General features: G+C 56.4%; 22 protein-coding genes. 11 read left to right on the top strand and 11 right to left on the bottom strand.

Going from position 1 to position 25,550, the window contains the following annotated elements:
* Positions 1-13 precede the first annotated feature (13 nt).
* From OU789_RS08535 to OU789_RS08510, 6 genes are all read right to left on the bottom strand, one after another.
* Positions 14-757 carry an SDR family NAD(P)-dependent oxidoreductase gene (locus OU789_RS08535; protein ID WP_274655046.1) on the bottom strand — a complete coding sequence of 248 codons (744 nt, stop codon included), beginning with the start codon at positions 755-757 and terminating at the stop codon, positions 14-16.
* A 50-nt stretch (positions 758-807) separates the two neighbouring features.
* A complete protein-coding gene (locus OU789_RS08530; protein WP_274655044.1) occupies positions 808-3,126 on the bottom strand; it encodes a DUF4962 domain-containing protein in 2,319 nt (772 codons plus the stop codon).
* Between the two features lie 80 nt (positions 3,127-3,206).
* Complete coding sequence (locus OU789_RS08525; protein ID WP_274655042.1) at positions 3,207-4,772, bottom strand: extracellular solute-binding protein; 1,566 nt, start codon at positions 4,770-4,772, stop codon at positions 3,207-3,209.
* Between the two features lie 85 nt (positions 4,773-4,857).
* Positions 4,858-5,739, bottom strand: a complete 882-nt coding sequence (locus OU789_RS08520) for a carbohydrate ABC transporter permease (protein ID WP_263952833.1) — start codon at positions 5,737-5,739, stop codon at positions 4,858-4,860.
* Between the two features lie 12 nt (positions 5,740-5,751).
* The gene (locus OU789_RS08515) at positions 5,752-6,747 is read right to left on the bottom strand and encodes an ABC transporter permease (protein WP_274655039.1); all 996 of its coding nucleotides are present in this window, start codon (positions 6,745-6,747) and stop codon (positions 5,752-5,754) included.
* A complete protein-coding gene (locus tag OU789_RS08510; protein ID WP_274655037.1) occupies positions 6,744-7,847 on the bottom strand; it encodes an ABC transporter ATP-binding protein in 1,104 nt (367 codons plus the stop codon). Before OU789_RS08510 ends, OU789_RS08515 begins: the two co-directional genes overlap by 4 nt.
* A gap of 188 nt (positions 7,848-8,035) precedes the next feature.
* On the opposite strand from OU789_RS08510, the gene OU789_RS08505 reads away from it, so the two are divergent.
* Positions 8,036-8,728 carry a GntR family transcriptional regulator gene (locus OU789_RS08505; RefSeq protein WP_274655035.1) on the top strand — a complete coding sequence of 231 codons (693 nt, stop codon included), beginning with the start codon at positions 8,036-8,038 and terminating at the stop codon, positions 8,726-8,728.
* A gap of 46 nt (positions 8,729-8,774) precedes the next feature.
* A complete protein-coding gene (locus tag OU789_RS08500) occupies positions 8,775-10,151 on the top strand; it encodes an MATE family efflux transporter (RefSeq protein ID WP_274655033.1) in 1,377 nt (458 codons plus the stop codon).
* A gap of 146 nt (positions 10,152-10,297) precedes the next feature.
* On the opposite strand, the gene manD is transcribed toward OU789_RS08500, so the two are convergent.
* Both manD and OU789_RS08490 read right to left on the bottom strand, forming a co-directional pair.
* Positions 10,298-11,524, bottom strand: coding sequence for a D-mannonate dehydratase ManD (manD, locus tag OU789_RS08495; protein ID WP_274655031.1), 1,227 nt, complete (start codon positions 11,522-11,524; stop codon positions 10,298-10,300).
* A 39-nt stretch (positions 11,525-11,563) separates the two neighbouring features.
* Positions 11,564-12,703 (bottom strand): Gfo/Idh/MocA family protein, encoded by a 1,140-nt coding sequence (locus tag OU789_RS08490; protein WP_274655029.1) that lies wholly within the window; start codon positions 12,701-12,703, stop codon positions 11,564-11,566.
* 403 nt (positions 12,704-13,106) lie between these two features.
* Between OU789_RS08490 and OU789_RS08485 the strand changes: the two genes are divergently transcribed.
* The 5 genes from OU789_RS08485 (at position 13,107) to OU789_RS08465 (ending at position 17,996) form a co-directional block, all read left to right on the top strand.
* Positions 13,107-14,090: a TRAP transporter substrate-binding protein gene (locus OU789_RS08485; RefSeq protein ID WP_274655027.1), complete on the top strand. Its 984-nt coding sequence runs from the start codon at positions 13,107-13,109 to the stop codon at positions 14,088-14,090.
* Positions 14,091-14,158: 68 nt separating this feature from the next.
* Positions 14,159-14,695: a TRAP transporter small permease gene (locus tag OU789_RS08480; protein WP_274655025.1), complete on the top strand. Its 537-nt coding sequence runs from the start codon at positions 14,159-14,161 to the stop codon at positions 14,693-14,695.
* A 12-nt stretch (positions 14,696-14,707) separates the two neighbouring features.
* A complete protein-coding gene (locus OU789_RS08475; protein ID WP_274655024.1) occupies positions 14,708-15,991 on the top strand; it encodes a TRAP transporter large permease in 1,284 nt (427 codons plus the stop codon).
* A 133-nt stretch (positions 15,992-16,124) separates the two neighbouring features.
* Entirely contained in the window at positions 16,125-17,150 is a 1,026-nt protein-coding gene (gene dusA, locus OU789_RS08470; protein ID WP_274655022.1) for a tRNA dihydrouridine(20/20a) synthase DusA, read from the top strand.
* Between the two features lie 21 nt (positions 17,151-17,171).
* Positions 17,172-17,996: a sulfite exporter TauE/SafE family protein gene (locus OU789_RS08465; protein ID WP_263952844.1), complete on the top strand. Its 825-nt coding sequence runs from the start codon at positions 17,172-17,174 to the stop codon at positions 17,994-17,996.
* Here the strand turns inward: OU789_RS08465 and OU789_RS08460 are convergent.
* The 3 genes from OU789_RS08460 to ccmI are packed head-to-tail and all read right to left on the bottom strand — an operon-like array spanning position 17,993 to position 19,940.
* Complete coding sequence (locus OU789_RS08460) at positions 17,993-18,241, bottom strand: DUF1289 domain-containing protein (RefSeq protein WP_263952845.1); 249 nt, start codon at positions 18,239-18,241, stop codon at positions 17,993-17,995. The two genes, OU789_RS08465 and OU789_RS08460, sit on opposite strands and share 4 nt — an antisense overlap.
* Entirely contained in the window at positions 18,238-18,711 is a 474-nt protein-coding gene (gene ruvX, locus OU789_RS08455) for a Holliday junction resolvase RuvX (protein WP_274655019.1), read from the bottom strand. The genes OU789_RS08460 and ruvX overlap by 4 nt, the downstream gene beginning before the upstream one ends.
* Positions 18,708-19,940: a c-type cytochrome biogenesis protein CcmI gene (gene ccmI / locus OU789_RS08450; protein WP_274655017.1), complete on the bottom strand. Its 1,233-nt coding sequence runs from the start codon at positions 19,938-19,940 to the stop codon at positions 18,708-18,710. Before ccmI ends, ruvX begins: the two co-directional genes overlap by 4 nt.
* A gap of 327 nt (positions 19,941-20,267) precedes the next feature.
* Here ccmI and OU789_RS08445 point away from each other — a divergent pair, with 327 nt between their 5' ends.
* The 4 genes from OU789_RS08445 (at position 20,268) to OU789_RS08430 (ending at position 25,494) form a co-directional block, all read left to right on the top strand.
* Positions 20,268-21,515, top strand: coding sequence for a sarcosine oxidase subunit beta family protein (locus tag OU789_RS08445; protein WP_274655015.1), 1,248 nt, complete (start codon positions 20,268-20,270; stop codon positions 21,513-21,515).
* Positions 21,516-21,582: 67 nt separating this feature from the next.
* Positions 21,583-21,924 (top strand): sarcosine oxidase subunit delta, encoded by a 342-nt coding sequence (locus tag OU789_RS08440; RefSeq protein WP_274655013.1) that lies wholly within the window; start codon positions 21,583-21,585, stop codon positions 21,922-21,924.
* Positions 21,921-24,938, top strand: coding sequence for a sarcosine oxidase subunit alpha family protein (locus OU789_RS08435; RefSeq protein ID WP_274655011.1), 3,018 nt, complete (start codon positions 21,921-21,923; stop codon positions 24,936-24,938). Before OU789_RS08440 ends, OU789_RS08435 begins: the two co-directional genes overlap by 4 nt.
* Positions 24,931-25,494: a sarcosine oxidase subunit gamma gene (locus OU789_RS08430; RefSeq protein WP_274655009.1), complete on the top strand. Its 564-nt coding sequence runs from the start codon at positions 24,931-24,933 to the stop codon at positions 25,492-25,494. The genes OU789_RS08435 and OU789_RS08430 overlap by 8 nt, the downstream gene beginning before the upstream one ends.
* The last annotated feature ends 56 nt before the right edge of the window (positions 25,495-25,550 follow it).

The raw sequence follows: 25,550 nt of genomic DNA, 5'->3' as shown, positions 1-25,550 counted from the left end.
TCCTTTTGTTGGCTTAGCTAAAGAGCATGCCGCCGTTGATGTCGATGTTTGTGCCGGTCAGATAGGCCGAGTCATCGCATGCAAGGAACAGCACGAGGTTCGCTGTGTCTTCGGGAGAGCCCTGACGCTTGAGCGGCGCAGCAGCTTCAAGACCACGACGGCCAGCATCCGGCGTGTGGATGTTGTGGAAGTCGGTGTCGATCATGCCAGGGCAGAGCGCGTTTACGCGGATATCTGGGCCGAGTTCTTTGGCCAGACTACGAGTAAGCGTCATTACAGCGCCTTTGGATGTCGCGTAAGCGGCGGCACCTGGTCCACCACCGTCGCGGCCGGCCTGGCTTGCGAGGTTAACGATAGTACCTTTTTTCATGTGCGCAATTGTGGCTTTGGTCATAAGGAAGATGCTTGTGAGGTTCAGGTCCATCACAGCGTTCCAGTGATCAAGCGACATTTCAGAGATCGTCTTGCGCGCGATCAGGCCGCCTGCGTTGTTCACCAGAATATCGATGCCGCTGAATTCCTCGACGGTTTTGGAAACCAGTGCGTCAACGTCTTCTGGCTTGGTCAGGTCGCCCTGAAGTGCAAAGGCTTTGCCGCCGTTTGCAATGATTTCGGCAACGGCTTTGTCTGCGCCTTCGCTGCTGGCGAAATAGTTGATCGCAACATTCGCGCCTTCAGCAGCGAGTTTCAGTGCGGCACCCGCGCCAATATCGCGGCCACCACCTGTGACGATGGCTGTTTTCCCTTGGAGTTTCATTTGACTTCCTTCCTGTTCAATAGGTTTTCCGGCCCTACATGGCGCGGAGATTAAGTATTTGCCAGCTTTTTCAGAACAACTTTAAAAGTGTTCTCGTCGGCGTCGGAGAAATAGAGATCAGCGTCATAGCCCTGATCGTCCATAAAATTGAAGATGCGTTTGGGCGCATCGAGGCGATAGGGCACCAGAAGCGTTGCGATCCGGTGGCGCGTGGCGGCAGGATAGCGCGCGGTCAGGAACGTGCTGACAGGCAGCCCTTCGTAATCGGCGGGGTCCACATCAGGGAAATCGGTCTCCTGTGTAATCTCAGGTTTTCCGGCTTCGGACCAGACAACCTGACCATAAAAACCAGCGCGTTCACCTGTGTTGCGGAACGAAGACTTTCCCAGCTCGAACGGGTTGTTTGCGTGCAGGAGCCAATCCACTGTGACAGGCGTTTCGGCATCGACCTTGTCGATAATCACGAAATAGCTGTTGCGGACAAAATAGATTTCGCGCTCCGCCAATGTCACCTCTGGAGAGAGGCTTTGATAGGCGGGGGTTGCGTCGCCTTTGATAAAGATATGATCGTCATGCTCTTCCGCAGCCAGAATTTTGCCTGTGGCGCGCATGGCTTTGGATTTGTCTTTCTCGGCGTATTGGCCCTTGCCGTTGATGAGGATCGCGTTCTTAGAGCGCGTTTGACGCCGCCAGTTGCGGTGCATCGACGAGTTAAAGGCAACGTAGTGACCCGACTGGATCGCGAGATCTTCGCCATAGGCCGACATGCAGAAAGCGTTCTGGTCGCCGTGGCTGTGGCTGATCGAGCCGAATTGCGAGGATTTGAACACGAATTGGATGTGGTTGTCTGGATCCGCCATCGCGTGTTGTACGCCGACCCAGCCGATGCCTTTGAAGTGGCGTAGGCCGTCTTCGGGCGGTGTCGCTTCGACGACTGGGAAATCGGTTTGGAACACCATCTCGTCAAAGTTGGTGTCCCACCAGCCCCAGTTGTAGAAGGCCATCTCTGTGCCTGGATTGAGGCGCAGGTTTTCTTCGCAATACCATTGGTAGGCGCCTTTGCCTGTGACGCCAGCAAACTGGCGCATGTTCAGGCCGGTCTTGATGCCGGGGAGGTCGCCTTGGGTGCTGTCATCGCCAAATGTACTGCGTCGGGTATTCGGCGCTTTGCAATAGAGCGGGAAATCGCCCGTGGCCTGAAGGAAGGGGCGTTGATAGAGGTCAATGCCCGTGTAGGATTTAAGCCGGTTTGCCGCGTCGATGAGATAGGCCATGCCCATCATCCAGTAGTTCGTGCCCTCGGCCCAGCCACCGTCGTTGTCTGCCCATGGGGAATAGACGGTGAACAGGAACTCAACGCAGTAGTGAAGCCAATCGCGCGCCTCGTCCTCTTCGTCATCGCCCAAGAGCGCGATACAGGCTGGGATAAGCGTAAGCGATACAGAGCGCACTGCGTGGCTGTCATAGGGGAAGAGGTGGATTTTTGCATTGCTGATCGCATGTTCGGCAATGTCGCGCGTGCGTTCGAGCAGGGCCGCGCGCACGGTCTGACGCTCTTCTTCGGAAAGCACGTCATAGAGCCAGTCATACCCCCACGCGAGTGCGTTCGTGACGCGGTAAGCCCATTCATCTGTATAAGCGCGAGACGTGACGCCCATCGGATCCCAAGATGCGACCTCGAGCAGCCATTCCTTGGCGCGTTGGGTTTGTTCTGCATTGCCGGTGACCTTACCGCCAATTGCGAGGTGGCGGATGGCGTACCACGCTTCTTGCAGGTCGATATAGGTTTGGCGCCAGACAGGCGCGACGCGCTTGTGGTTTGGATAGCCTGCTGGCTCCTTCATCACTTCGCGGTCCATCCACGGCAGAACAGATTTCTCATAGAAGATGGACCATGCGCAATGGTTGGAGTCTGCCTTGACCGCTTTTGTGAAATCCTTCAGGCGATCTGGCGTCATCCAGAGGCGCGGGTGTTCCTTGGTGACGTTCGAGAACCGCTCTTTGCGGTTGGGCAGGGGTGTTTCGGGCAGCCCTTCGGCAACAGTAAAGCTGCGGGTCGTGCTCCATGTCGTGGTCGGGGCGCCCTTGGCATCACACACCGCGTATGACCAGTAATGGGTGCCTGCGGCAAGCGGGGCGTCGGGCGTCAGGAAATTCAGAGGTACATTGGCGTAAACCTGCGTTGATTTCGCAGGGAACTCCGGATCGGTGGAGATACGTAGCACATAGTGCGCCTCATCTTCGATCACGGGAAGCCAAGTGAAACGCGGCGGGTTTTCGACGATATCCGTCGTTTCATCCGGCGCATATGCGATTGTGAGGCGGCCCGCTTTGGGTTCGTCGAGGGTTGGAAGCTTGGATGCGGGCATTGTAGGGCCTTATCTCTTGATATTGCAGAATAAAGAAGCGCGGCCAGCCGCTGCCGGCCACGCTGTTTTCACTGTCTGGATTACCCGTACTGACGGGCGTAAGCGGAGTTTAGAACTTCAATTACGTCCTCGTAGCCCATCTTGTTGAGCGTCGCGACGTAGTCATCCCATTCCGCGGTTATGTCGCCTGTACCAAGTACCCAAGCCTGCTGGCGTTCCAGCATGTAGGTGCGCAGGGATGGCCAGTACTTGTCATAGACTTCCTGCTCTTCCTTGGTGAATGCCACACCGAGGAACTGGTCGGTCAGGATATCGTGCTGGTCATAAAGCTCGATACCTTTGCGGGCGGCCTCTGCCGTCCACTGCCACTCGTAGCGGTAGTCCTGCCAGTAGCCGCGCTGGATTTGCGACCCAACGGCCCACATCTGAGCGTTTACAGGCTCGCCTTTGTTCAGAACTTCGTCCTTATAGATCGGCTCGCCGTCGACCATGTCGTAAGTTACACCTTCGATACCGAAGTTCGACAGAAGACGACCTTCCTCGGTGAACCAGAAGTCGAAGTATTTGATTGTTTCGACAGGGTTCTCGTTCTGGTGGCTGATTGCCCAACCGTCAGGTTTGATCGGAATGCGGCGGTGCTCTTCAAGGCGAACTCCGCTTGGGCTTTCTGGTGGCAGGAACGGGATGAAGTTGAAGCCTTCAACCTTGTCGGCCAGAGCAGCGTTATAGCCCGATGTCGAAGCGAACCAGTCGTGTGTGAAACCACCGAGGTCTTCGGACAGAAGATATTCGCGTGCAGAGGATCCGCGCGTAAAGACTTCGGGGTCAATCAGACCTTCTTCGTACCATTTGGCCACCATTGCGAGGCCATCGCGATAGGAATCCTGTGCGTATGGGTGCACGACCTTGCCTTCGTCGTTCACAAGGAAGTCGTGGTACGTATCAGAGCCAGAGGACCGACCGTCCCAGAGGGTCACAAGGCGCACAACTTCTTCCCAGTTGCGGAAGAAGGCCGGAACCTCGTCTTTCATACCGTTGCCGTTTGGATCCTGATCGCGGAAGGCAACAAGAACCTCATAAAGCTCGTCAACGGTGTTTGGCTGTTCAAGGCCGAGCTTGTCGAGCCAATCCTGACGGATGAAGTACGCCCGACCGTATTTGCCGTCTGGAAGATATGGAATGTAGTAGTAGTTGCCGTCGTAGGCAGAGATCGCCTCTTTCAGGCCAGGGTGGCTATCCCAGAACGCCTTGATGTTTGGTGCGTGCTCTTCAACCAGATCGTTCAGCGGAATGAATGCGCCTTGTGGGCCAAATTCGTTTACCGGCTGCTTGATCAGGTGGCCGCCCACGATGTCTGGCATGTCGCCGGATGCAATCAGCAAGTTCATCGCTTCGGCGGAATCTTTGGTGTTTTTACCGAACGTTTGGTCAACAAGATGCACGCCGGTCATCTCGCGCGCGGCTTCCTCTACGGGGTAAATCTGGCTTGCGTCACCACCAACGCCATAGCCCTGTGCGCGGGGCCAGTGCATGTGAATTGTCAGTTCCAGCGGTTCGTCAACGATCTTCAGGTGATCGTCGGCAAAAGCCGGTGCCGTGAGGGCCGTTGTGGCCAGCATGGCGAGGGGTAAAGACAGTTTTCGCATAAGTTCCTCCCTTTGGTGCGATAGTCGGTTTTGGTGTCCCGCGGGCCAGTTCAGCGGCCCGAGGGTATTTGTTTGGCGGTGCCGCCTATTCCTTCACTCCACCCAGCAAGATGCCCTTGCTGAAGTACTTCTGGAGAAAGGGATAGATGAGCAAGATCGGGATGATCGAGCAGACAATGATCGCGGCGCTAACGGTTTCTACGGAGTAGGGCGCATTGATCAGCTCGGCACCAAAACTCTCGTCGTCTGTGAGTTCGGTGATGACGTGGCGCAGATAAACTTGCAGCGGGATCTTGTCTTCATCCTGCAGGAGCACCATTGCCCAGAAAAAGCCGTTCCAGCGCGAGACGATGCAAAAGAGCGAGACCGTTGCGATGGCAGGCTTGGAGAGCGGCATATAGACCTTCCACAAGACCTGAAACTCATTGGCGCCATCCATGCGCGCAGCTTCCTCGAAACTCTGCGGGATTCCTTCAAAGAAGTTGCGCAGCAGGATGATGTTAAAGCCGTTGACCGCGAAGCCGATGATGATACCGAAGTAGCTATCGAGCAGGCCCAGATCACGCATGTTCAGGAAGAAGGGGATAAGCCCTGCGTTGAACCACATGGTAAAGGCCACCACGAGGTTCCAGAACCGACGCCCGAAGAGTTGCGGCCGCGACAGAGCGTATGCTCCCGGAATGATGAACGCGAGGCTCATCAAGGTTCCGCCGATCGTATAGATGAACGTGTTCTTGTAGCTGGTCCAGAACTGTGGCTCGATCAGCACCCGTTTGTAGGCTTCAATTGTGAAGTCTATCGGCGTCAGAACGATGTTCCCCGCTCGGGCCTCAAAGCCGCTGCTGAGCGACAGTGAGGTGATATAGATGAACGGGTACAACGTGGAGATCGCAAAGAGCGTGATCAGCACCATGTTGACGATAACGAAGAGCTTATCGCCGCGAGAGTAGAGGTTCATGTTTGCCATGGTCTTTTCCTCCTACCAGAGCGATGTGCGCGAATAGCGCTTCGAGATCGTGTTCGCGGTCATCACGAGGATGAAGGCAACCACAGCGTTAAAGAGACCAGCAGCAGCGGCAAAGTCGTACTGACCGCCCTGAAGACCCTGACGATAGATGAAGGTGTTCACCACATCGGCAGTCTCATAGGTCGCTGGCTGATAGAGCAGGATGATCATCTCGAACGAGATTTCGAGGATGTTACCAATGCGGATAATCAGCATGATGATGATGGTCGGAAGGATCGACGGAACCGTGATCTTCCACATCATTTGCCAGCGGCTTGCACCATCCACCACAGCGGACTCATAGAGCGTCGGAGAGACGCCTGCGATCGCAGCGAGATAGACGATCGACTGGAAGCCAGCCTCTTGCCAGATGCCCGTACCGATAAAGATCGGGCGAAACCATTCAGGCTTTGTCAGGAAGTAGATCGGCTCAATACCAAACCAGCCAATGATCGTATTGACGATACCCGCCGACGGCGAGAAGGCCGTCATCACAATCCCTGCGATAATCACCGAAGAGATGAAATGTGGCAGGTAAACAATTGTTTGGGCTGACTTTTTGAAGGTCTGGTTCAACACTTCGTTGAACATCAGCGCCAGCAGGATCGGAACGGGGAACCCGAACAAAAGCCCATAGGCACTCATGATGATCGTATTGCGCAGCGCGCGCAGGAACTGGTCGTTTTCAAAGAGCGTGTGGAAATGCTCCAACCCGACCCAAGGGCTTCCGGCGATGCCGCGGAATACAGAGTAATCCTTGAAGGCGATCTGTAGCCCGTACATCGGCTTGTAAAGGAAGACCATCAACCAGATAATTGTGGGCAGCAGCAGCACATAAAGCTGCCACTCCCGCTTGAGGTGGTCGCCCACCTTCTGGATGCGCGTGCGTTTACGGCGACGTTGGGATTCAGTGGCATCAAAGACCAATTGCTCGGTCGTAGGGCCTGAGAAATTGGGATCGTTTGTCATTGCTCCAACACCTGTCCGGGCAGGGCCTGTCCGGTTTCCTTGTCAAAGACGCGGATCAGGTGCGGTTCGATGTTGAAACCAGAGATGCCGTCAAGAATATCCATCTGTCCGACAGTCTCGGTCCGAATGACAAATGGTGCGCCCTGAAGGCTGGCGTGAATGAGCGCCTCGGACCCAAGCGTTTCGATCAGATCCACATCAACTGGTACGTTGCCACCTTCGTCTTTCGCGGCAACGGTGACGAATTCGGGGCGGATGCCAAGGATAACCTCGGTGCCCACGGCGTTTTCCAGCGACGGCAGCTTGGCGAGTTGAAGGCGGTTGCCGTCAAACTCGGCGATTGGTCCGGCTTCGCTAGCGACGATCTTTGCGTCCACCATGTTCATGGGCGGAGAGCCGAGGAAGCCCGCAACAAAGGTATTTGCAGGGTTCAGGAACAGGTCCATCGGCGTCCCGACCTGCTCGATGCGGCCGTCATGCATAACGACGATACGGTCAGCGAGCGTCATGGCCTCGACCTGATCATGCGTCACATAGATCGACGTCACGCCAAGACGCTTGTGGAGGCGCTTGATTTCGGCGCGCATCTGCGTGCGCAGCTTGGCATCGAGGTTGGAGAGGGGCTCGTCAAAAAGGAACACTTTAGGCTGGCGCACGATGGCGCGTCCCATGGCCACACGCTGGCGTTGTCCACCGGACAAATCAGCAGGGCGGCGTTCCAGATATTCGGTCAGGCCGAGGATGCCGCCAACTTCTTTGACTTGGCTTTCAATCTCGGCTTTCGGGGTTCTGCGGATACGCAGACCAAAGGCAATGTTATCCGCAACGTTCAGGTGGGGATAGAGAGCGTAGTTCTGGAATACCATCGCCACGTCGCGGTCTTTTGGTGCAACTTGGTTAACGTATCTTCCATCGATAGAGAGGTCGCCGTCGGTGATCTCTTCCAGGCCTGCGATCATGCGCAACGTCGTCGATTTTCCGCATCCGGACGGGCCGACAAGGACAACAAATTCCTTCTCTTGCACTTCCAGATCAATTCCATGCACGACCTCTAGTTGGCCGTAAGCCTTGGTAATGCCATTCAAGCTAACGCCAGACATAGCTCCTCCTCTTGATGCGCCAAATCGAGGCGCTCCCCCAGCGGTCGATTCGCCGCCAATTCAATTCTGGTATACTAGTAAAAGTTCTGGTATACTAGTAAAAATTGATATAGCTTGTTAAATGAGTTAATGCTGCTATCTAGTGGTCCTGCTAAGATTAGTGGCACGAATAAGAGGAGAAACTGCAGATGGTCCAAGCGAGTCCAAGAGGCGAGAGACGGACGAGCGTCGACGAGGTTTTCGAGTTTCTGCAGGAAGAGATATCTTCAATGCGGCTCAGACCCGGAGACAAGATTTCCGAGGCAGATGTTGCGAACCGCTTTGGCGTTTCACGCCAGCCCGTACGTGATGCGTTCAGCCGCCTTGCCAACCTTGATCTGCTTTTGATCCGTCCGCAGCGCGCGACCGAAGTCAAACGCTTCTCTATGCGTGAAATCGAAAAATCCCGCTTTGTGCGGACTGCCGTTGAGAAAGAAGCCTTGCGTCGTGCTTCAGAATTTTGCGACGAGGTCGGCGCTGCGCAATTGGACGCGGAGCTTGCTCAACAGAAGGTTGCCCTGAAGAAGCAAGACCTCGAAGAGTTTGGCCGCTTGGACTACGCTTTCCACGAAACGCTTTGCAAGATTGCCAAGGCGGAATTTGCTTTCGATGTAATTATGGCCGAGAAATCCAAGGTTGATCGTCTTTGCATGTTGAGCCTCGCAAAGGCAGACCGGATGGTCGACCTCGTTGAGGATCACACCGAAATCGCGGAGGCCGTCAAAAACCATGATGCAGAAAGCGCGCTTGCCGCTGCGCAAAAGCACCTGAGCCGCCTCGACAAAACGATTGAGCGTATCACGGAAACAAATGCGCATTACTTCGAGCCGGAACTTGTATGAGGCTATTCTTTAGCAACGACCTGAAAGGCGCCGGACCTCTCGCTCAATGACGTCTACGCCAGCGACCCCGAATACCGCGCTTAATGGGCCGACCGCCCGAAATGTCATGCGGCTTGCATGGCCGATGGCCCTCAAGGCAATTATCCTCCACGGAACAGTTGTCATTGACGCCTATCTCGTGTCCGCGCTTGGGGAGACCTCGCTGGCGGCCATGGGGCTTGCTGCTGCGATCGCCGGCTTCGTGCTTGGCTCCATCCTTGCTTTTTCCAACGCCATGCAAATCCGCACTGCGCAGGCATTCGGAACATCCGATCCTGTGTTTCTCAAATCGACGCTTGCTTCCGGCATGGCCGTAAGTGTCGCCGTCGGTGCGTTTGGTCTGCTTGTGATTTCGATTTTTGGCGGTTCTATCATTGGCGTGATGGCGCCCTCCGCCGACGTGGGGGCGCTTGCAAAGGATTACCTCTCGATATTCTCGCTCGTTATTCTGGGCGAGGCAGTTGGTCAGTGTCTCTCTAGCTATTTCAACGGATGTGGTCGCACCAAGCTGCCACTCTATAGTTTTTGCCTGTCTTTGCCCGTCAACGTCGCCAGCAGCATCGTCTTGATCCACGGGTATTTCGGGCTTCCGGCTTACGGCGTGAAGGGAGCGGCGATGGGAAGCGCGATTGCTGTCTGCTTGCAAGTTGGCTTCCTGATCTGGCGGCTCATCGTCCTTGATGGCCACCTTCGTCACGTGAAGGGTTGGCGGCAGGTTACGTTTTTTCCGACGCTCAAGCGCCATCTGGCTTTTTCTCTGCCGATTGCGGCCACGTTCTTTAGTGCCACCTTCGCATCACATGTCTGTACGTTGATCTATGCCAAGATGAGCCTGAACGAATTCGCGGCCATGACGATCATCGCGCCGTGGATCATGGTTGCAGGAACAATCGGGATGCAATGGGCGCAGGCGACAGGGATTATTGTTGCGCAGCTCCTTGGGCAGGAAAGTTCTGAAGCTGTGCTTGACCGGTTCCTGAGTAGCGCGTGGCGCGGTGCGTTTGTTGCGGCAACCTGTGTTGCGAGTATTTACGGCATCGTCTGTTTGTCGGCGAGCCATCTCTATGGAGATCTAAGCGAAGAGACCCGTGCAGTGCTGCTTGGCTTCTTGCCGATCCTGCTGGTGCTTCCGTTTCCGAAAGGGTCCAACGCGATTTGCGGCAACACGCTACGGGCAAGTGGCGACACAATTTATGTGATGCATATTTTCATTTGGTCACAATGGCTTGTGCGGGTTCCGGTTACGGCTCTTGCTGTCCTGTATTTTCAGGTTCCGGCCTTTTGGGTCTTGGCAATTCTGTTGCTTGAAGAGTTCGTCAAGTTCCCAGCGTTTCACCGTCGGCTCTTTCGCGGTGACTGGAAACGCGCGACACTGGTGGAATAATCCGTGCGCCGCGCGTTTGAAATAATTCGGCAATCATGAGGTGGGGAAGGCGACGCGCCGGCCCACTAGCGCGCGCTTGCCACGCTCATGATTGCCTTTGAAGAGAGCAGGGCGGCGGCGATGTGCCTTCTGCCATGCTCTCAACCTCAGTAGTTCCACATTGTTCCGTCCTGAAGGCGCACAACAGGGTGGCTTCCAGGCTGGTATTCATATCGTGCGGCTTCGGTCTCGTCGAAATCTACGCCCAAGCCAGGTGCGTCGCTGACAAACACCATGCCGTCTTCCATCCGGTGTTCGGAGGGGAAGAGGGCGTCACACTCGGGTGTTCCAAGTACTAGATATTCTTGCACCCCGAAGTTCGGCGCCCACGCGTTTACGTGGTGCTGTGCGGCCATCGAGATCGGAGAATGGCTCGGCGCGCCGTGGAAACCCGTACGCACGTGGTGAAGCCCTGCAAGATCAACGATCCGACGCAGAGGGGTGATGCCCCCAACATAAGTTGCCGCGACACGGATAAAGTCGATCAGCTCGTTTTCGATCAACTTGTTGCAATCAAAAACAGAGTTGAAAACCTCGCCAATGGCCACAGGCGTTGTGGAGTGCTGGCGGATAAGCTTCAAAGCGTCTTGGTCTTCTGCGGGTGTTGGGTCTTCCATCCAGAAGAGGTTGACCTGCTCCACCGCTTTGGCAAATGCGGCCGCTTCACGTGGCAGGAGGCGGTGATGCACATCATGCAAGATATGCAAATCCGGCCCGAATCGCGCACGGATTTCCGCCAATGCATCCGGCATAAATCGCATGTATTTCTCTGTGTCCCATATCTCGAGATTCGGGCGTATGCCGCTGTAATCTGTGATATAATTCTTAGTGTCGCCCTTCTTTTCGGGAACAGCATAGCTTGCGGTCGGCATGCCCGGAATGCCGCATTGTACGCGCACGGCCTTGTAACCATCCTCGACATAATGGGCGATGGACTCCATCAAGTCTTCAAGATCGGATCCGGTGGCGTGGGCATAGACCATCGCGCCTTCGCGGCTCTTGCCGCCGAGCAGTTGATAGACAGGCATGCCCGCCAGTTTGCCCTTGATATCCCAAAGCGCCATATCGATCGCGCCATAGGCCGCCATCGCAATTGGGCCACGGCGGAAATAGGCGCCGCGATAGAAAAACTGCCAGATATCCTCGATATTCCGTGGGTCTTTCCCAAGCAGATTTGGAATGAGGTAGTTCTCAAGATAATGCGCAGGAAGTGTCTCGCGGTTGTTCAGGGTTGCGTCCCCGATTCCGTAAACGCCCTGATCCGTTTCGATCTTGAGCGTGACATAGTTCTTTTTTGGGCCGCCGACAAAGACCTTGGCTTTGGTGATTTTCATGCTGCATCTCCTCCTTTGCAACGTTTGGTCCGGATTCGCTCAGCGCAGGGCGCTTGGAGCGGTCCATGGATCGTCGTTGCGGATTTGGTCGATGATCTGCTGATACTGGCTGCCTTCCGCAAAGGTCGGATAGGGCGCGACGGGTTCACCTTGGATATCCTTGATGAAATCCTGTGCCAAAATGTGCCAGCAGAGTTCGGTCTCGCCGGATACATCGGGCATTGCCGCTTCGATGTCCGCGGGGAGGGGGAGCGCTTCCCAATCCTTATTCTCACCGTAATAGTAGAGCTGCCCGCTGCCGTAATGTCCCTTGAGGTAGATCGCGCCTTTGGTGCCGTAGAATACGATGTGATCTTCGTTGAAGCGCGGCACAAGCCCGCCATGCTTGAACAATACGGAAACGGGTTTCTTAGCCAGCTCACTCTCGATCTGTCCCATGACGGTATAGGACCATTCAACGTTGCTCTCGCCCCACTCAAGCGTCGGGTCATCAAGGTTCTCCGGGATGAAATTCCGGCGTGTCGCGAAATTATGTACCCCTTTGACAATGGGCGCTTTTCCAAGATCGTCGCGTACCTCTCCGGCAAGGCCAAGGATGGTTTCGCCGACTATCGAGGTCACGATCGAGAGTGTATGGGTGAAGTTGTTATTCAGCCGCCCGCCGCCATCTTCGGCGCGATGTGACCAACCAAAGGGAATGTCGCGTTCAAGGTTGAAATGCGAAATGCACTCAATCTCGGTTGGCTCGCCAATTGCGCCTTCAGCAACGAGGCGCTTTGCATGTAGAACGCTTGGTGTATAGCGGAAGCTCGCGGCGTAGGCGGTCTTGACGCCTTTCTTCTCTGCGAGTTCGGCCAATTCAACGGCTGTTGCGCCTGTGGTGGTCATTGGCTTGTCGCAGAAAACATGACAGCCCGCAGCGATGGCCTGTTTGATCGGGTCATAGTGAGCGCCGCCAGGGGTCGCGATGGACACGACATCGGGGCGGCACGCTTCCAATGCAGCGGCCCAGTCTGTTCCGGCGTAGGGAATCGCTAGTTTCGCGGCAACGTCTTTGACGACTTCCGGCGTACGTCCGACGATGCCAACAATTTCGGCACCTGCGGCGCGAAACGCCTCTGCGTGACCTTCTCCTGCGAATCCCGTTCCGTGGACCAGTACTTTAAGCCTTTTGCTCATGATATTCCCGTCTTCGGTTTTTAATTGTTGACTAGTATACTACTTTGGGTATGAATTGCCGTCAATCAATATGCTGAACGAAAGAAATAGAAATTTTGAAAGGACGCGCGATCGAATTTCGCAAGCAAACAAGACGGTTTTTTTGATTTTTTGAGCAAAGGAAAGTCTTGACACATCTTGTATACAAGTTAGTGTTGCGTCTACTGACTAGTCGACAGTACGCTGCGAACCAAGAAGAGGACGGTTCAGAGGAGGCGATGTCGACGGCCATGTGGAGGGGAATTCGAGCAAAAAATTCGGCAGGCCAGAGATGGATGCCCAAACAGAATTCAGGTCCGATTGTCTCGTAATCGACCGGAATACCCAAACACTGAAATTACCAATCAATACCTAGGGAGGAATTATGAAACATACACTAAACGCAACATTCGTTGGTGCAATCACGGCAGTTGCTGTGCTCGGTGGCGCGGCGCAAGCTGCTGACTGGCGCGGCTGGAACATTCATGCAGACGGCTACCCGAACACAGTCGCCATGGATAAGTTTGCCGAGTTGCTCGAAGAGAAAACTGGCGGCGAAATCAAGCTCCAGGTGTTCCACGGCGGCACATTGGGCAGCCAGCCTGACGCGATTGAGCAGGTTCGCCTTGGCGGTCTGGAAATCGGTAACTTCAACCTTGGCCCAATCGGCCCGATTGTTCCTGAAGCAAACGTTGTTTCCCTGCCGTTTATCTTCAAAGACGTGCCACATATGTTCCGCGTTCTGAACGGTGAAGGCGGCGCGAAAATTGCTGAAGGTATGGCCGCAAAAGGTCTTGTGCCATTGGCATGGTACGACGCTGGTGCGCGTTCGTTCTATAACGGCGAAAAAGCGATCAACGTTCCTGCGGACGTTGAAGGCATGAAGGTTCGCGTTATGAACAACGACCTTTATTCCGGCATGATCGCCGAGCTTGGCGGTAACCCGTCGCCAATGGCATTCTCCGAAGTATATCAGTCTCTTAAGACTGGTGTTGTAGATGGCGCTGAGAACAACTGGCCATCCTACGAGTCCACAGGTCACTTCGAAGTTGCGGGCTACTACTCGCTGAGCCAACACCTGATCATTCCTGAGTGTCTCTGCATCAATACTGATGTTTACAACGGCCTGTCTGACGACATGAAAGCCGCTGTGAAAGAAGCCGCAATGGAATCTGCTGCGCTTCAGCAAGAGCTTTGGGCCGCACGTGAAGCATCCAGCCGTGAAAAGGTTGAGGCTGCTGGCGTTATGACCAACGAAATCGCCGACAAGACTCCATTCCAGGAAGCAATGGCGCCGGTTTACGAAGGTTACCTTGAAGCAAACCCGGATCTCCGTCCGCTGGTTGAGTTGATCCAGGCCACCGAATAATCGGCCGGACCTAAAAACATGCCCCTGCGAAGAAATTCGCGGGGGCATTTTTGTAATAGGGTATGCGCATGACTGAACACGAGGCTCCAGAAGCCGCTTCTGATTTTATGACCCCAATCGATAAGGTTCTGGACGGGATTGCTTTGCTTTGCCGTGTAATCACCGGAGTTTCGATTGTTGTACTTACCGTGATATTCGGCTGGCTTGTTTTTGGCCGCTACGTGCTGAACGCCACGCCCACTTGGGTAGAGCAGGCTGCTCTGCTGTTGGTGATGGTGATCACCTTTCTCGGGGCTGCTGTTGGTGTTCACGAGCACACGCATCTGTCGGTCGCGGCTTTCCGCACCGCTGCTCCGCGTTGGCTTCGGATGATCTTTGTCGTCTGTAGCGACATCGGCATGCTGATTTTCGGACTGCTGATGCTGATCTACGGAGCAAAACTCACTGCATTCAAATGGGGCTCGATGATTCCCCTCATTGACCTTCCCGAAGGGTTACGTTCGCTTCCGCTTACCATTGGTGGTGGTCTCATAATGCTATTCTCGCTCGCTCATCTGGTGCGTATCGTACTGGGTCGTGATCTGCGCAGCGACACAATTCAATAAGGGTCCGCAAAAATGGGGCTTCTCCTACTTCTTGGTTTATTCGCGTTCTGCGTGGTATTTGGCGTACCGGTAGCCTTTGCGCTTGGCATTTCCGCTGTTGCGGCCTTTGCCTTCGAGGGCTTGCCGATCATGATCGGTTTCCAGCGCATCATCTCGGGCATCAACGTGTTCTCGCTTATGGCGATCCCGTTCTTCATCTTCGCAGGGGAACTGATGTTCCATGGCGGCATCGCCATGCGGCTTGTCAAATTCGCCTCCGCTGCGGTTGGCGCGGTGCGCGGCGGTTTGGGCATCGTCAACGTGTTCTCTTCGATGCTGTTCGGCGGTATTTCCGGCTCTGCGGTGGCGGATATTTCCGCGCTTGGTTCGATCCTCGTCCCTGTGATGAAGGAAAAGGGCTATGACGCGGACTATGCCGTTAACGTAACGGTTACATCCTCGATCGCGGGCATCATCATTCCGCCCAGCCACAATATGATCATTTACGCCATCGCCGCCGGCGGGGGCATTTCGATCTCCAAACTGTTCCTCGCGGGCGTTGTTCCCGGCATTTTAATGTGCCTCTGTCTGGCGTTTGCGGCTTATGTGGTTGCTGTGCGTCGCGGTTATAGATCAGAGCGGTTCCCTGGCTGGAATGCTCTGCTCCTCAGCTTTATGGGCGCAATTCCGGGCTTGCTGACGGCGGTTATCATTGTGGGCGGGGTGCTTTCGGGTGTCTTTACCGTGACTGAGTCAGGTGCGTTTGGCGCGATCTATGCCTTTATCGTTACGCTCTTGGTTTACCGCAGCCTGTCTTGGGAAAACTTCAAGATCGCTGTGCGTTCCTCGGTGCGGACGACGTCGATGGTGATGATCCTGATCGCATGTGCGGGCGCCTTTGCCTACATGCTGACGTTCTATCGTGTGCCTGACAAAACGGTGACTCTGCTGACAACACTCACAGACAATCCGATCCTGATCCTTCTGATGATCAACGCAGCGCTGCTCATCCTTGGCATGATCATGGACATGGCCGCACTTATCCTGATCTGTACGCCGATCTTCCTTCCAGTGGCCACAAGCCTTGGTGTTGATCCGTACCAGTTCGGCATGATCCTCTTGGTGAACCTTGGCCTTGGTCTCTGTACGCCGCCTGTGGGGTCTTGTCTCTTTGTCGGCTGTGCGGTCGGGAAGTTGCCGATGGAAAAAGCGGTGCGGACAATCTGGCCGTTCTATCTGGCGATCTTCGTGGCGCTGATGCTGATCACTTTCGTGCCGGCAATCTCGCTCACACTGCCTGGTTTGCTTGATCCATAGAGTTTGCCACCAGACACAATTCAAAAGCAGGCCCAACGGCCTGCTTTTTTCGTTCGGCCTCTTCCTTTATGCTGTCTGTTCGGTCTATGAGCACCGAAACCCTTAGAGATCGCATTCTGGATAAGAGCACCCCGTGACCAAGACAGATTCCATATCGGCCCCACGCGCAGCAAAGCTATCGGTTGCCCCCATGATGGATTGGACCGATCGGCACTGCCGCTACCTGCATCGGCTGCTGAGCGCGCGCACGCTGCTTTATACAGAGATGGTGACGTCGCCTGCGATTGTGCGGGGTGGGGCGGTGCATCTGTTGGAATACAATCCCGAGGAACATCCGGTTGCCTTGCAGCTTGGCGGCTCTGATCCTGCTGAGTTGGCAGAGGCCTGCAAGATCGCCGCTGACTTGGGATATGACGAGATTAACCTCAATGTCGGCTGCCCAAGCGACCGTGTGCAATCGGGTGCTTTCGGAGCGGTTTTGATGGAAAACATACCGCTGGTGGCAGAATGCGTGGCCGCGATGCGCGCCGCGAGCGATGTTGAGGTGACGGTGAAATGCCGTATTGGAGTTGATGATCAAGCGCCCGAAGAGGTTCTGCCAGAGTTTATCGCCCGCGTGGCCGCAGCGGGGGCAGGGCGCTTTCAAATCCATGCGCGCAAAGCGTGGCTTCAGGGGCTCTCGCCCAAGGAAAATCGCGACATCCCGCCGCTTGATTATGATCTTGTACTTGAGATGAAGGGATTGTTCCCTGCGCTGCACCTGTCGGTCAATGGCGGCATCACGACGCTTGATCAGGCCGAAGAGTTCCTTGAGCGCGGCATGGACGGCGTGATGATCGGGCGTGCAGCATATCACAGCCCTGCCGATGTACTCTGTGCCGCTGACCGACGGATTTTCGGTACCGACGGGCCAGATAGTGATCCTGTCGAAGTTGTTCACCAGATGGTGCCCTATATCGAACGCCACATCGCAAATGGCGGGCGCCTCCATCAGGTGACGCGCCATATGCTTGGGCTGTTTACGGGCCGTCCCGGTGCGCGGGGCTGGCGGCGTGTCCTGTCCGAAGGCGCAAGCCGTGAGGGCGCGGGGCCGGAATTGCTGCTCGAAGCCCTTGACCGCGTGACCGGAGGCGATATTGGTGTGGAGCAAGCCAGTTAGCCCCCAGTCTAAGGACACTCCATGACCGACCTGATGCAGTACCTGCCAATTCTTCTTTTGCTTTTGGTGATTGGCGGGTTTGCCGGCGTGATGGCAGGGCTTTTGGGCGTTGGCGGCGGAATTATCCTTGTGCCTGCGTTTTTCTATGTGTTCAGCGCGCTTGGGTATGGCGGCGATCAATTGATGCAGGTGTGTCTGGCGACCTCGCTTGCCACCATCATTGTAACCTCCATGCGTTCGGTGAATAGTCATAACAAGAAGGGCGCTGTTGAGTGGCCCATCCTGAAGGGCTGGGCGCTTGGGATCGCCATTGGTGCGGTGATCGGGATGTTGACCGTTAGCTCGCTTCGCTCTGCGACGCTTCAGGGTATCTTCGGTGTTCTTGGTATTTTCATCGGGCTCTACATGGCGTTTGGCAAATCTGATTGGCGCATTGGCGAGGCCATGCCAACAGGCATCAAGAAAGCAGTTATCTCGCCATTTATCGGGTTTCTGAGCGTGTTGATGGGCATTGGTGGCGGGAGCTTTGGCGTTCCTCTGATGAGCTTGCACGGCGTGCCGATCCATCGCGCGGTGGCCACGGCGGCTGGCTTTGGGGTGATTATTGCGCTGCCTTCGGTTGTCGGGTTCTTTTTTGTTGATGTTGCCGCCGACAGTGCGCCGCCCTTTACCCTTGGCGCGGTGAATATTCCCGCGTTTCTCGTGGTGATTTCCATGACAATGCTGACCGCGCCACTGGGTGCAAAGCTGGCGCATCAACTTAATGCCAAGGCGCTCAAGCGGATATTCGCGGTTTTCCTGATTGTGGTTGCGCTGAATATGCTGCGCAAAGCGGTTGGCCTCTAGGGCTTTTCGCGGCGCAAACGCCCTGCGCGGCCACCACGGCGCTGCTTTAGCAATGGCGCGCGCGAGGGGAGGTCATCCAACACGTCTTGCCGCTCTTCGGCTGTCATTTTGCCCCAGCTGGCAATTTCGTCCATGCTCCGCAAACAGCCGGTGCACAGCCGCGCCGCAGGGTGGATAACGCAAATATTTACACAGGGCGATTGCGGTTCTTCACGTTTCCAGATGGGGGGCTTTTCTTGGGTCATGCGCGTTTAATGTGCTGCATGCGATCAAGCACACCCTGAAGGATGAAGCCCGCCGCCACGTGGTCGATCACCTCGCTGCGCTTGGCGCGGGAAGTGTCCGCCAGCAGCAGCGCACGTTCGGCGGCAACGGTCGAGAGGCGCTCGTCCCAATAGGTTAGGGGCAGATCGGTAACACCCTGAAGGTTGCGGGCAAAGGCGCGGGTTTTCTGGCAGCGTGGCCCTTCGGACCCGTCCATATTGCGCGGCAACCCAAGCACGATCCCCTTGACCTCACGCTTTTCAAGCAGGGCCATAAGCGCGGCTGCATCCACGCCGAATTTCTTGCGCCGGATGGTTTCAAGCGGCGTCGCCACAGACCAAAGCCGATCCGAAACCGCCACGCCGATGGTCTTGTCGCCAAGGTCCAGCCCCGCAATGGGGGCCATTGGGGGCAGGGCCGCAGCGAATTCGGAGATGTCATCAAGGATCATTGATCAAGCCTCGCGCGGCGTTCTGCATCGGCCAAAATATCCAGTGCGGCTTGATCGCCCGAAAATTCCGCGCGCGCTTTGGCCAGTGTTTCGCGGGCCAGCGCCTCGTCGCCCAAGACGGTCTGGGAGATGATCAACTGTGCATAGTCCTCTGCGGTGCCGCCTTCTTCGTCGATGCGGGTCGTCAGGCGGTCTACCATGTCGCGGATCATGGCGTTGCGATCGTCCTCATCCATGGCCTGCGCGGCTTCGATGGCGGCTTGATCCGGCCCGTTTGCTGTCATCTCGGCATCGGCCGCTGCTGCGTCATAGCGCTCGCCTGCCAGAAACGCCACTTCGGGAAGCTGCTGCACCACCGCATCATACCATGGCATCTGTGGATCGGCCGTATGGGGCAGGGGTTTCCAGAAGTCATACGCAAGATCAGGGCGGCCCGTTTGGGCGAGCATCAGGCCATAGTAATACCGTGCAGTCGGGACGTTTTCATTGCGGCGCAGCACTTCGGCAAAGATCGCTTCGGCCTCGGGCGAAATATATCCCTCTGCGCCGTACACCATGATCTCCGCCAGCAGCAGAAGGTCATCAACCGTTGCGTCTTCGGGGCCTGCAATCGCAACCACCCTGGACTGTGCCTCACGTGCGGCCACGAAATTGCCGATGCGGGCCTCGTTCTTGGCCAATAGGCGGTGCCCAACAGGATCGTTAGGGCGTGTTTCAAGCGTATCGCGCAGCGCTTGGATCAGGTCGAGGTCTTCTTGCGGGATATTGGCTGCGTGTTCAGGGGCGTCTGATTCCGCCTCAAGCTGGGTTGGGCGGGTTTCATAGCGTTCTTGGGCGGCCAATTTGCGCTCGGTCAGGGGCTGGTCGGGCATGCCAGCGGCACCAAGCTGATGATAGAGCGCGGCACCGCCACCAAACACAACAAGCGCTACAACCGCCGCCAGAGCAATCGCCGCGCTTTTGGGTGTGTTGCTCGCTTCTGTCTCAGAGGGTTGAACGCTCTTTTTATCTGCTTCAAGCAAACGGCGCGAAATTTCCAGCCTCAGGCGCTCTGCTTCGGCTTCGCTAATAACACCGCGGGCCTTGTCACGCTCAAGCTCGTCAAGCTGCGCACGATAAACATCCACATCTCGCGCCTGATCCGCTCGCAAATCCTTGCGAAACAGAACTGCCCAAATCAACGCCACAACGATGGCGGCAAGGCCTGCAATCAATAGATAAAACCACATGGGCTGCTCCTTTTGTTGCATCTCCTTTACCCTGTCTGGGCGGCGTGCAAAAGGCTCAAGTGGTCGCAAGCCTGCGGCAAACAGGAGCAATGTCGCAGATGTGATGAAAACTGTCGTTCATCGTGTGACTATGGCTTGGCAAACGCGACAGAAATGGCAAAGATAGCAGCGAATTGCTGGCTTTGGGGGAGCGATTTGTGTGGCCATTGGAATTGGTAAGCCGCGATTTGCTGTTGTGACTCGGCGAGGTTTGCCATTGCAAGTGCCGCATATCTGAACCACCCTGAACACAGTCGCCTGTTGGAACTCCTAGCGGAAGAGCCTGAAATGAAACGATATTCTGCATTTGCCATCGCCCGAGAGGCGTTCCGGTATCACACAGGATGGGAGCGCGCATGGCGCAGCCCAGAGCCAAAATCGCGTTATGACGTTGTGATTGTCGGTGCGGGCGGGCACGGGTTGGCAACGGCGTATTACCTTGGCAAGAATTTCGGCATCACCAATGTGGCCGTGCTTGAAAAAGGCTGGCTTGGCGGCGGCAACACAGGCCGCAACACGACGATTATTCGAAGCAATTACCTTCAGGACCCATCTGCGGCGATCTATGAAAAAGCGCGTGGTCTCTATGAGACCCTCAGTCAGGATCTCAACATGAACGTTATGTTCAGCCCGCGCGGTGTTTTGATGCTGGCGCAAACGGAGCACGAAGTCCGCGGCTATAAACGCACCGCACAGGCCAATGCCTACCAAGGGGTCGATACCGAGTTTGTTTCGCCCGAACGGGTACAGGAGCTTTGCCCGATCCTTGATATTGGCGGGCCACGCTATCCTGTGCTTGGTGCGCTCTGGCAACCGCGCGGCGGCACCGCGCGTCACGATGCCGTGGCGTGGGGCTATGCGCGGGCCTGTTCCGATATGGGGATGGATATCATCCAGAAATGCGAAGTTACCGGCGTCACCCAATCCGGCGGCAAGGTGACAGGTGTTCAAACCACGCGGGGCGATATCGCCTGTGGCAAGCTCGGGATTGTGGTTGCGGGGCATTCGGGGCAGCTTGCCGAAATGGCCGGTTTCCGCCTTCCGATTGAAAGCGTCGCCCTACAGGCGATGGTGAGTGAGCCGATCAAGCCCTGCATGGATGTGGTCGTTATGGCGAACTCGGTGCATGGCTACATGAGCCAATCCGACAAGGGCGAGATGGTGATCGGCGGTGGCACCGACATTTACAACAACTACACCCAACGCGGCTCCTTCAACCATATCGAAGAAACCGTGCGCTCCCTGATCGAAATTTTCCCTATTGTCTCGCGGCTTAAGATGTTGAGGCAGTGGGGCGGGATTGTGGACATGACGGGCGACCGCTCCCCGATCATCTCGCCCACACCGCTTCGCGGCTGTTTCATCAATTGCGGCTGGGGCACTGGCGGGTTCAAAGCTATTCCTGGCTCGGGCTGGGCTATGGCGGACATGATCGCCCGTGACGCGCCGGGCCCGCTTGCTGCTGCGTTCAGCCTTGACCGTTTCGCCGAAGGCCGTTTCATCGACGAAAGCGTCGCAGCGGGGGTCGCGCACTGATGTTTACCCATTCTGACGTCCGCCCAACTTTTAATGGTCCGACCGTAACCGATTGCGAGGCCCTCCCATGCTGATCCTTCATTGCCCTTATTGCGATCTCAACGCTGATGAAACCGAGCTGGCTGGCGGCGGAGAGGCGCATATCAAGCGTGCTGGAATGGATGCGGATGATACCGCGTTCGAAACCTATCTTTTCTCTCGCAAGAACCCGCGCGGGCCGCATTTCGAACGGTGGCGGCATGCAAACGGCTGCGGCAAGTGGTTTCACGCGGCCCGCTGCACGCAAACGCTTGAGGTGTTTGGCACATATCCGGCGCAAACCCTTGAACCGCCTGCGGATATCATCGCCAAAATCCGCAAACGTCACCCCGATTGGCAACCGGACACCAAAGTTAAGGGGGCGTCATGAGCAACCGTCACACACAAGGCCGCCTGACCAACCCTGAAGCGCCGCTTGCATTCCGTTTCAACGGGCAGAGCTTTACGGGGCTTACAGGAGATACGCTGGCCTCCGCGCTGCTTGCCAACGGGCAATCGCTGATGGGGCGGAGTTTTAAGTATCACCGTCCGCGCGGGCCTGTTGCCTCCGGAGCAGAAGAGCCGAATGCGCTCGTTGCTCTTGGTGAGGGCCCCTATATGGAGCCCAACCAGCGCGCCACGACAACCGAGCTCTATGGCGGGCTATCCGCGCGCAGCCAGAACCATTGGCCGAGCCTTGAGTTCGACGTGGGTGAGATCAACTCGCATCTCTCACGGTTCCTTCCGGCGGGGTTCTATTACAAAACCTTCCTCGCGCCGCGTGCCGCGTGGAAACATCTGTTTGAGCCGATTATCCGTAAATCCGCCGGGCTTGGCCCCGCGCCCAAAGACCGTGACCCAGACCGCTACGAGCATTTCTATGCTTTTGCGGATGTCGTCGTTGTTGGTGGGGGCATCGCGGGGCTTCAGGCTGCGCTTGCCGCAGGGCAGGCGGGGGCGAAAGTCTTGCTGCTGGAGCAAACGGCCCATTGGGGTGGTCGTGCGCCAGTTGATGGCGAGGAAATCGCGGGCAAACCTGCAGACGCGTGGATTGAAGAAACCGTTAAAACACTGGAAGACCTAGACAATGTCACCCTGCGCCTACGTACGCAGGGGAGCGGTGTTTACGATCACGGCTCGATCCTCGGCTATGAGCGACTGACCGATCATATCGGGCCAGATTCCGCGAAAGGCATGCCGCGCCACCGTCTCTGGCGCATCCGCGCCAAGCGCATCATCACCGCAACGGGCGCCATCGAACGTCCGCTCAGCTTTGCCGGAAATGACCTGCCGAATGTTATGCTCGCAGGGGCTATGCGCGATTATCTGGTGAACTTCGGTGTTGCGGTGGCAAAATCACCCGTCATCGTGACCAACAATGATGATGCCTATCGAACCGCCATTACATTTGCCGAAGCAGGGCTTATGCCCGCCGCGATTGTGGATGTGCGGAGCGATCCAGACGGTGATCTGATCCACGAAGCTCGCGCGCGTGGTATCCGCATTGAGCTTGGCAAAGCGATCTCGAAGGTTCAGGGCCGCAAGGCTGTGACAGGGGTGTATATTTGTCCTGCAGATGGTGACGGAAGCGATGCGATCCCGCTGGCCTGTGACGGGGTGGCGATGTCGGGCGGATGGTCGCCTGTGGTGCATCTCTGGTCCCATTGCGGCGGCAAACTCTTGTGGAATGCCGAAGCCGCGCATTTCGCACCTGACCCGACGCGCCCGCCCACGGGGCATGACGGCGAAGGGTTCGTTCTAACAGCAGGGACGGCATCCGGCGCGCTTGCTGCGGGCGATGTGCTGACAGATGCCGATAAGGCGGGCAAAGATGCTGCGCGAGCTTGTGGGCACACGCCACGTCGCCTCAAAGCGCCCAAAGCCAAGGAGGTGGCCGAAGCGCCGCTGCAACCCACATGGATTATGCCTGCAAATGCCACGCCAGAGTTGCGCGCAAAAGCATGGCTTGATTTCCAGAATGACGTGAAAGTCTCTGACCTCCAGCTTGCCGCCCGCGAGGGGTATGAAAGCGTTGAGCACTCTAAGCGCTATACCACAATCGGCATGGCGACTGATCAGGGAAAGTTGAGTAATATCAACGGAATCGGCGTACTTTCTCAAGCATTGGGTGAAGATATTCCACAGGTCGGTACAACAACCTTCCGGCCACCTTATACGCCGATTTCGCTCGGGGCGATTGCGGGCGAAGCGCGGGGCGAGTTGTTCCAACCATTGCGCCGAACACCGATGCATGATTGGCACGAAGCCCATGGCGCAAAGTGGGAGCCCGTTGGCGCATGGCGGCGGCCGTTTACATATCTGCGTGAGCGCGAAACTGTCGAAGATGCCGTTGCGCGCGAAACCCGTAACACGCGAGAGAATGTGGGGCTTTTGGATGCCTCGACCCTCGGCAAAATCCTTGTGAAAGGGCCGGACGCGGGGAAATTCCTCGACCTTCTGTACACCAATATGATGTCGACCCTTGCGCCTGGAAAGTGCCGCTATGGGCTGATGTGTAACGAGAATGGCTTCCTGATGGATGACGGGGTTGTTGCCCGAATTGATGAGGACACATTCCTTTGTCACACCACAACCGGCGGCGCTGAGCATATCCATGGCCACATGGAAGAGTGGCTTCAGACAGAATGGTGGGACTTGCAGGTTTATACCGCCAATCTCACCGAGCAATACGCACAGATTGCCGTTGTCGGGCCAAAGGCGCGGAAATTGCTCGAAAAACTTGGCGGGATGGACGTCAGCCGCGATGAATTGCCCTTTATGCAATGGCGGGACGGAACGCTCGCGGGGATTGATGCGCGGGTCTACCGGATCTCTTTCTCTGGCGAGCTGTCTTATGAGATCGCAGTTGCCGCCGATCAGGGGCAGGCCCTTTGGGACAAGCTCTTAGAGGCAGGGCAGGAATTTGGCGTTATGCCTTATGGCACCGAAGGGCTGCATATCCTTCGCGCCGAGAAGGGCTTTATCATGATCGGCGATGAAACCGACGGCACCGTCATTCCGCAAGACCTTAACCTCAATTGGGCGCTGTCCAAGAAAAAGGATGACTACCTCGGGAAACGCGCCCATTTGCGCAAGGACATGTCGCGCACGGATCGCTGGAAACTTGTGGGATTGCATGCGCTTGATGATTCAGTTTTGCCGGATGGCGCCTATATTCTGGCCAAAGGCGAGAACGAAAACGGCCAGCGGAAGATGCAGGGGCGCATTACGTCAACCTATCATTCGCCCAACCTTGGCCATGGCATTGCGATGGCCTTGATTGAGGGCGGCATGGACCGTTTGGGCGATACCGTTGAGGTCGGAAACCTCGGCGGGGAGCCGATTGAAGCGACGGTGGTTGATCCGGTGTTTTACGATAAGGACGGGGAGAAGCAGAATGTCTGAGGTAATGCTGACACCGGCGGACGCGACCGTAACAAAGGTTGAGGGGCAGGGGATGATTACCCTGCGCGGCGATCTGGGCCGCAAAAAGCTGCGCGCTGCGGTAAAGGCGCTCACGAAGATTGATGTTCCAGATATCCGCGGCATCACCACCAAGGCACAAGCTTCGGTGGCGTGGATGTCGCCGGATGAATTGCTGATCCTCGTGCCCAAAGCGCGGATCAAAGAGGCCGTTTCCGCGCTCTCTACTGCCTTGGCGGGGGACCATGCATTGGTGGCAGATGTCTCTGATGCGCGCGCGGTGTTTACCGTTGCCGGACCGGATGCGCGTGACACGCTGGCTAAACTCTGCCCCGTCGATCTTGCGCTGGATCGGTTTAGCAAAGGCGAAATGCGCCGCACGCGTATGGCGCAGGTTCCGGCGGCGTTCTGGCTATCGGATGAGAGTGCGGAGGAATTCACCGTGGTCGTCTTCCGCTCGGTCGGGCAATACGCCTATGACTTGTTGCAAAACGCGGCGAATTCACCTGCGGTCGGATTTCACAGCGCTGCAGAATAAGGCTCCCATAGTAATCTGTGCTTTCGTGGCGACACTCGTATAGGTTGCGTTTGCCG

It is taken from the genome of Halocynthiibacter sp. C4 (assembly GCF_028823805.1).
GTDB lineage: Bacteria > Pseudomonadota > Alphaproteobacteria > Rhodobacterales > Rhodobacteraceae > Falsihalocynthiibacter > Falsihalocynthiibacter halioticoli.
Note: the sequence above shows the minus strand (reverse complement) of the source record. Positions and strands in the feature narration are given on the sequence as shown.

Bases quoted from the DNA above. Each gene is read 5' to 3' on its own strand.
- OU789_RS08535 (WP_274655046.1), bottom strand. From the start codon at position 757: ATGAAACTCCAAGGGAAAACAGCCATCGTCACAGGTGGTGGCCGCGAT.
- OU789_RS08475 (WP_274655024.1), top strand. From the start codon at position 14,708: ATGGGGCTTCTCCTACTTCTTGGTTTATTCGCGTTCTGCGTGGTATTT.
- OU789_RS08460 (WP_263952845.1), bottom strand. From the start codon at position 18,241: ATGACCCAAGAAAAGCCCCCCATCTGGAAACGTGAAGAACCGCAATCG.
- OU789_RS08445 (WP_274655015.1), top strand. From the start codon at position 20,268: ATGAAACGATATTCTGCATTTGCCATCGCCCGAGAGGCGTTCCGGTAT.
- OU789_RS08530 (WP_274655044.1), bottom strand. From the start codon at position 3,126: ATGCCCGCATCCAAGCTTCCAACCCTCGACGAACCCAAAGCGGGCCGC.
- ruvX (WP_274655019.1), bottom strand. From the start codon at position 18,711: ATGATCCTTGATGACATCTCCGAATTCGCTGCGGCCCTGCCCCCAATG.
- ccmI (WP_274655017.1), bottom strand. From the start codon at position 19,940: ATGTGGTTTTATCTATTGATTGCAGGCCTTGCCGCCATCGTTGTGGCG.
- OU789_RS08485 (WP_274655027.1), top strand. From the start codon at position 13,107: ATGAAACATACACTAAACGCAACATTCGTTGGTGCAATCACGGCAGTT.
- OU789_RS08505 (WP_274655035.1), top strand. From the start codon at position 8,036: ATGGTCCAAGCGAGTCCAAGAGGCGAGAGACGGACGAGCGTCGACGAG.
- OU789_RS08490 (WP_274655029.1), bottom strand. From the start codon at position 12,703: ATGAGCAAAAGGCTTAAAGTACTGGTCCACGGAACGGGATTCGCAGGA.
- OU789_RS08500 (WP_274655033.1), top strand. From the start codon at position 8,775: ATGACGTCTACGCCAGCGACCCCGAATACCGCGCTTAATGGGCCGACC.
- OU789_RS08440 (WP_274655013.1), top strand. From the start codon at position 21,583: ATGCTGATCCTTCATTGCCCTTATTGCGATCTCAACGCTGATGAAACC.
- OU789_RS08520 (WP_263952833.1), bottom strand. From the start codon at position 5,739: ATGGCAAACATGAACCTCTACTCTCGCGGCGATAAGCTCTTCGTTATC.
- OU789_RS08465 (WP_263952844.1), top strand. From the start codon at position 17,172: ATGACCGACCTGATGCAGTACCTGCCAATTCTTCTTTTGCTTTTGGTG.
- manD (WP_274655031.1), bottom strand. From the start codon at position 11,524: ATGAAAATCACCAAAGCCAAGGTCTTTGTCGGCGGCCCAAAAAAGAAC.
- OU789_RS08515 (WP_274655039.1), bottom strand. From the start codon at position 6,747: ATGACAAACGATCCCAATTTCTCAGGCCCTACGACCGAGCAATTGGTC.
- OU789_RS08435 (WP_274655011.1), top strand. From the start codon at position 21,921: ATGAGCAACCGTCACACACAAGGCCGCCTGACCAACCCTGAAGCGCCG.
- OU789_RS08480 (WP_274655025.1), top strand. From the start codon at position 14,159: ATGACTGAACACGAGGCTCCAGAAGCCGCTTCTGATTTTATGACCCCA.
- OU789_RS08510 (WP_274655037.1), bottom strand. From the start codon at position 7,847: ATGTCTGGCGTTAGCTTGAATGGCATTACCAAGGCTTACGGCCAACTA.
- OU789_RS08430 (WP_274655009.1), top strand. From the start codon at position 24,931: ATGTCTGAGGTAATGCTGACACCGGCGGACGCGACCGTAACAAAGGTT.
- OU789_RS08525 (WP_274655042.1), bottom strand. From the start codon at position 4,772: ATGCGAAAACTGTCTTTACCCCTCGCCATGCTGGCCACAACGGCCCTC.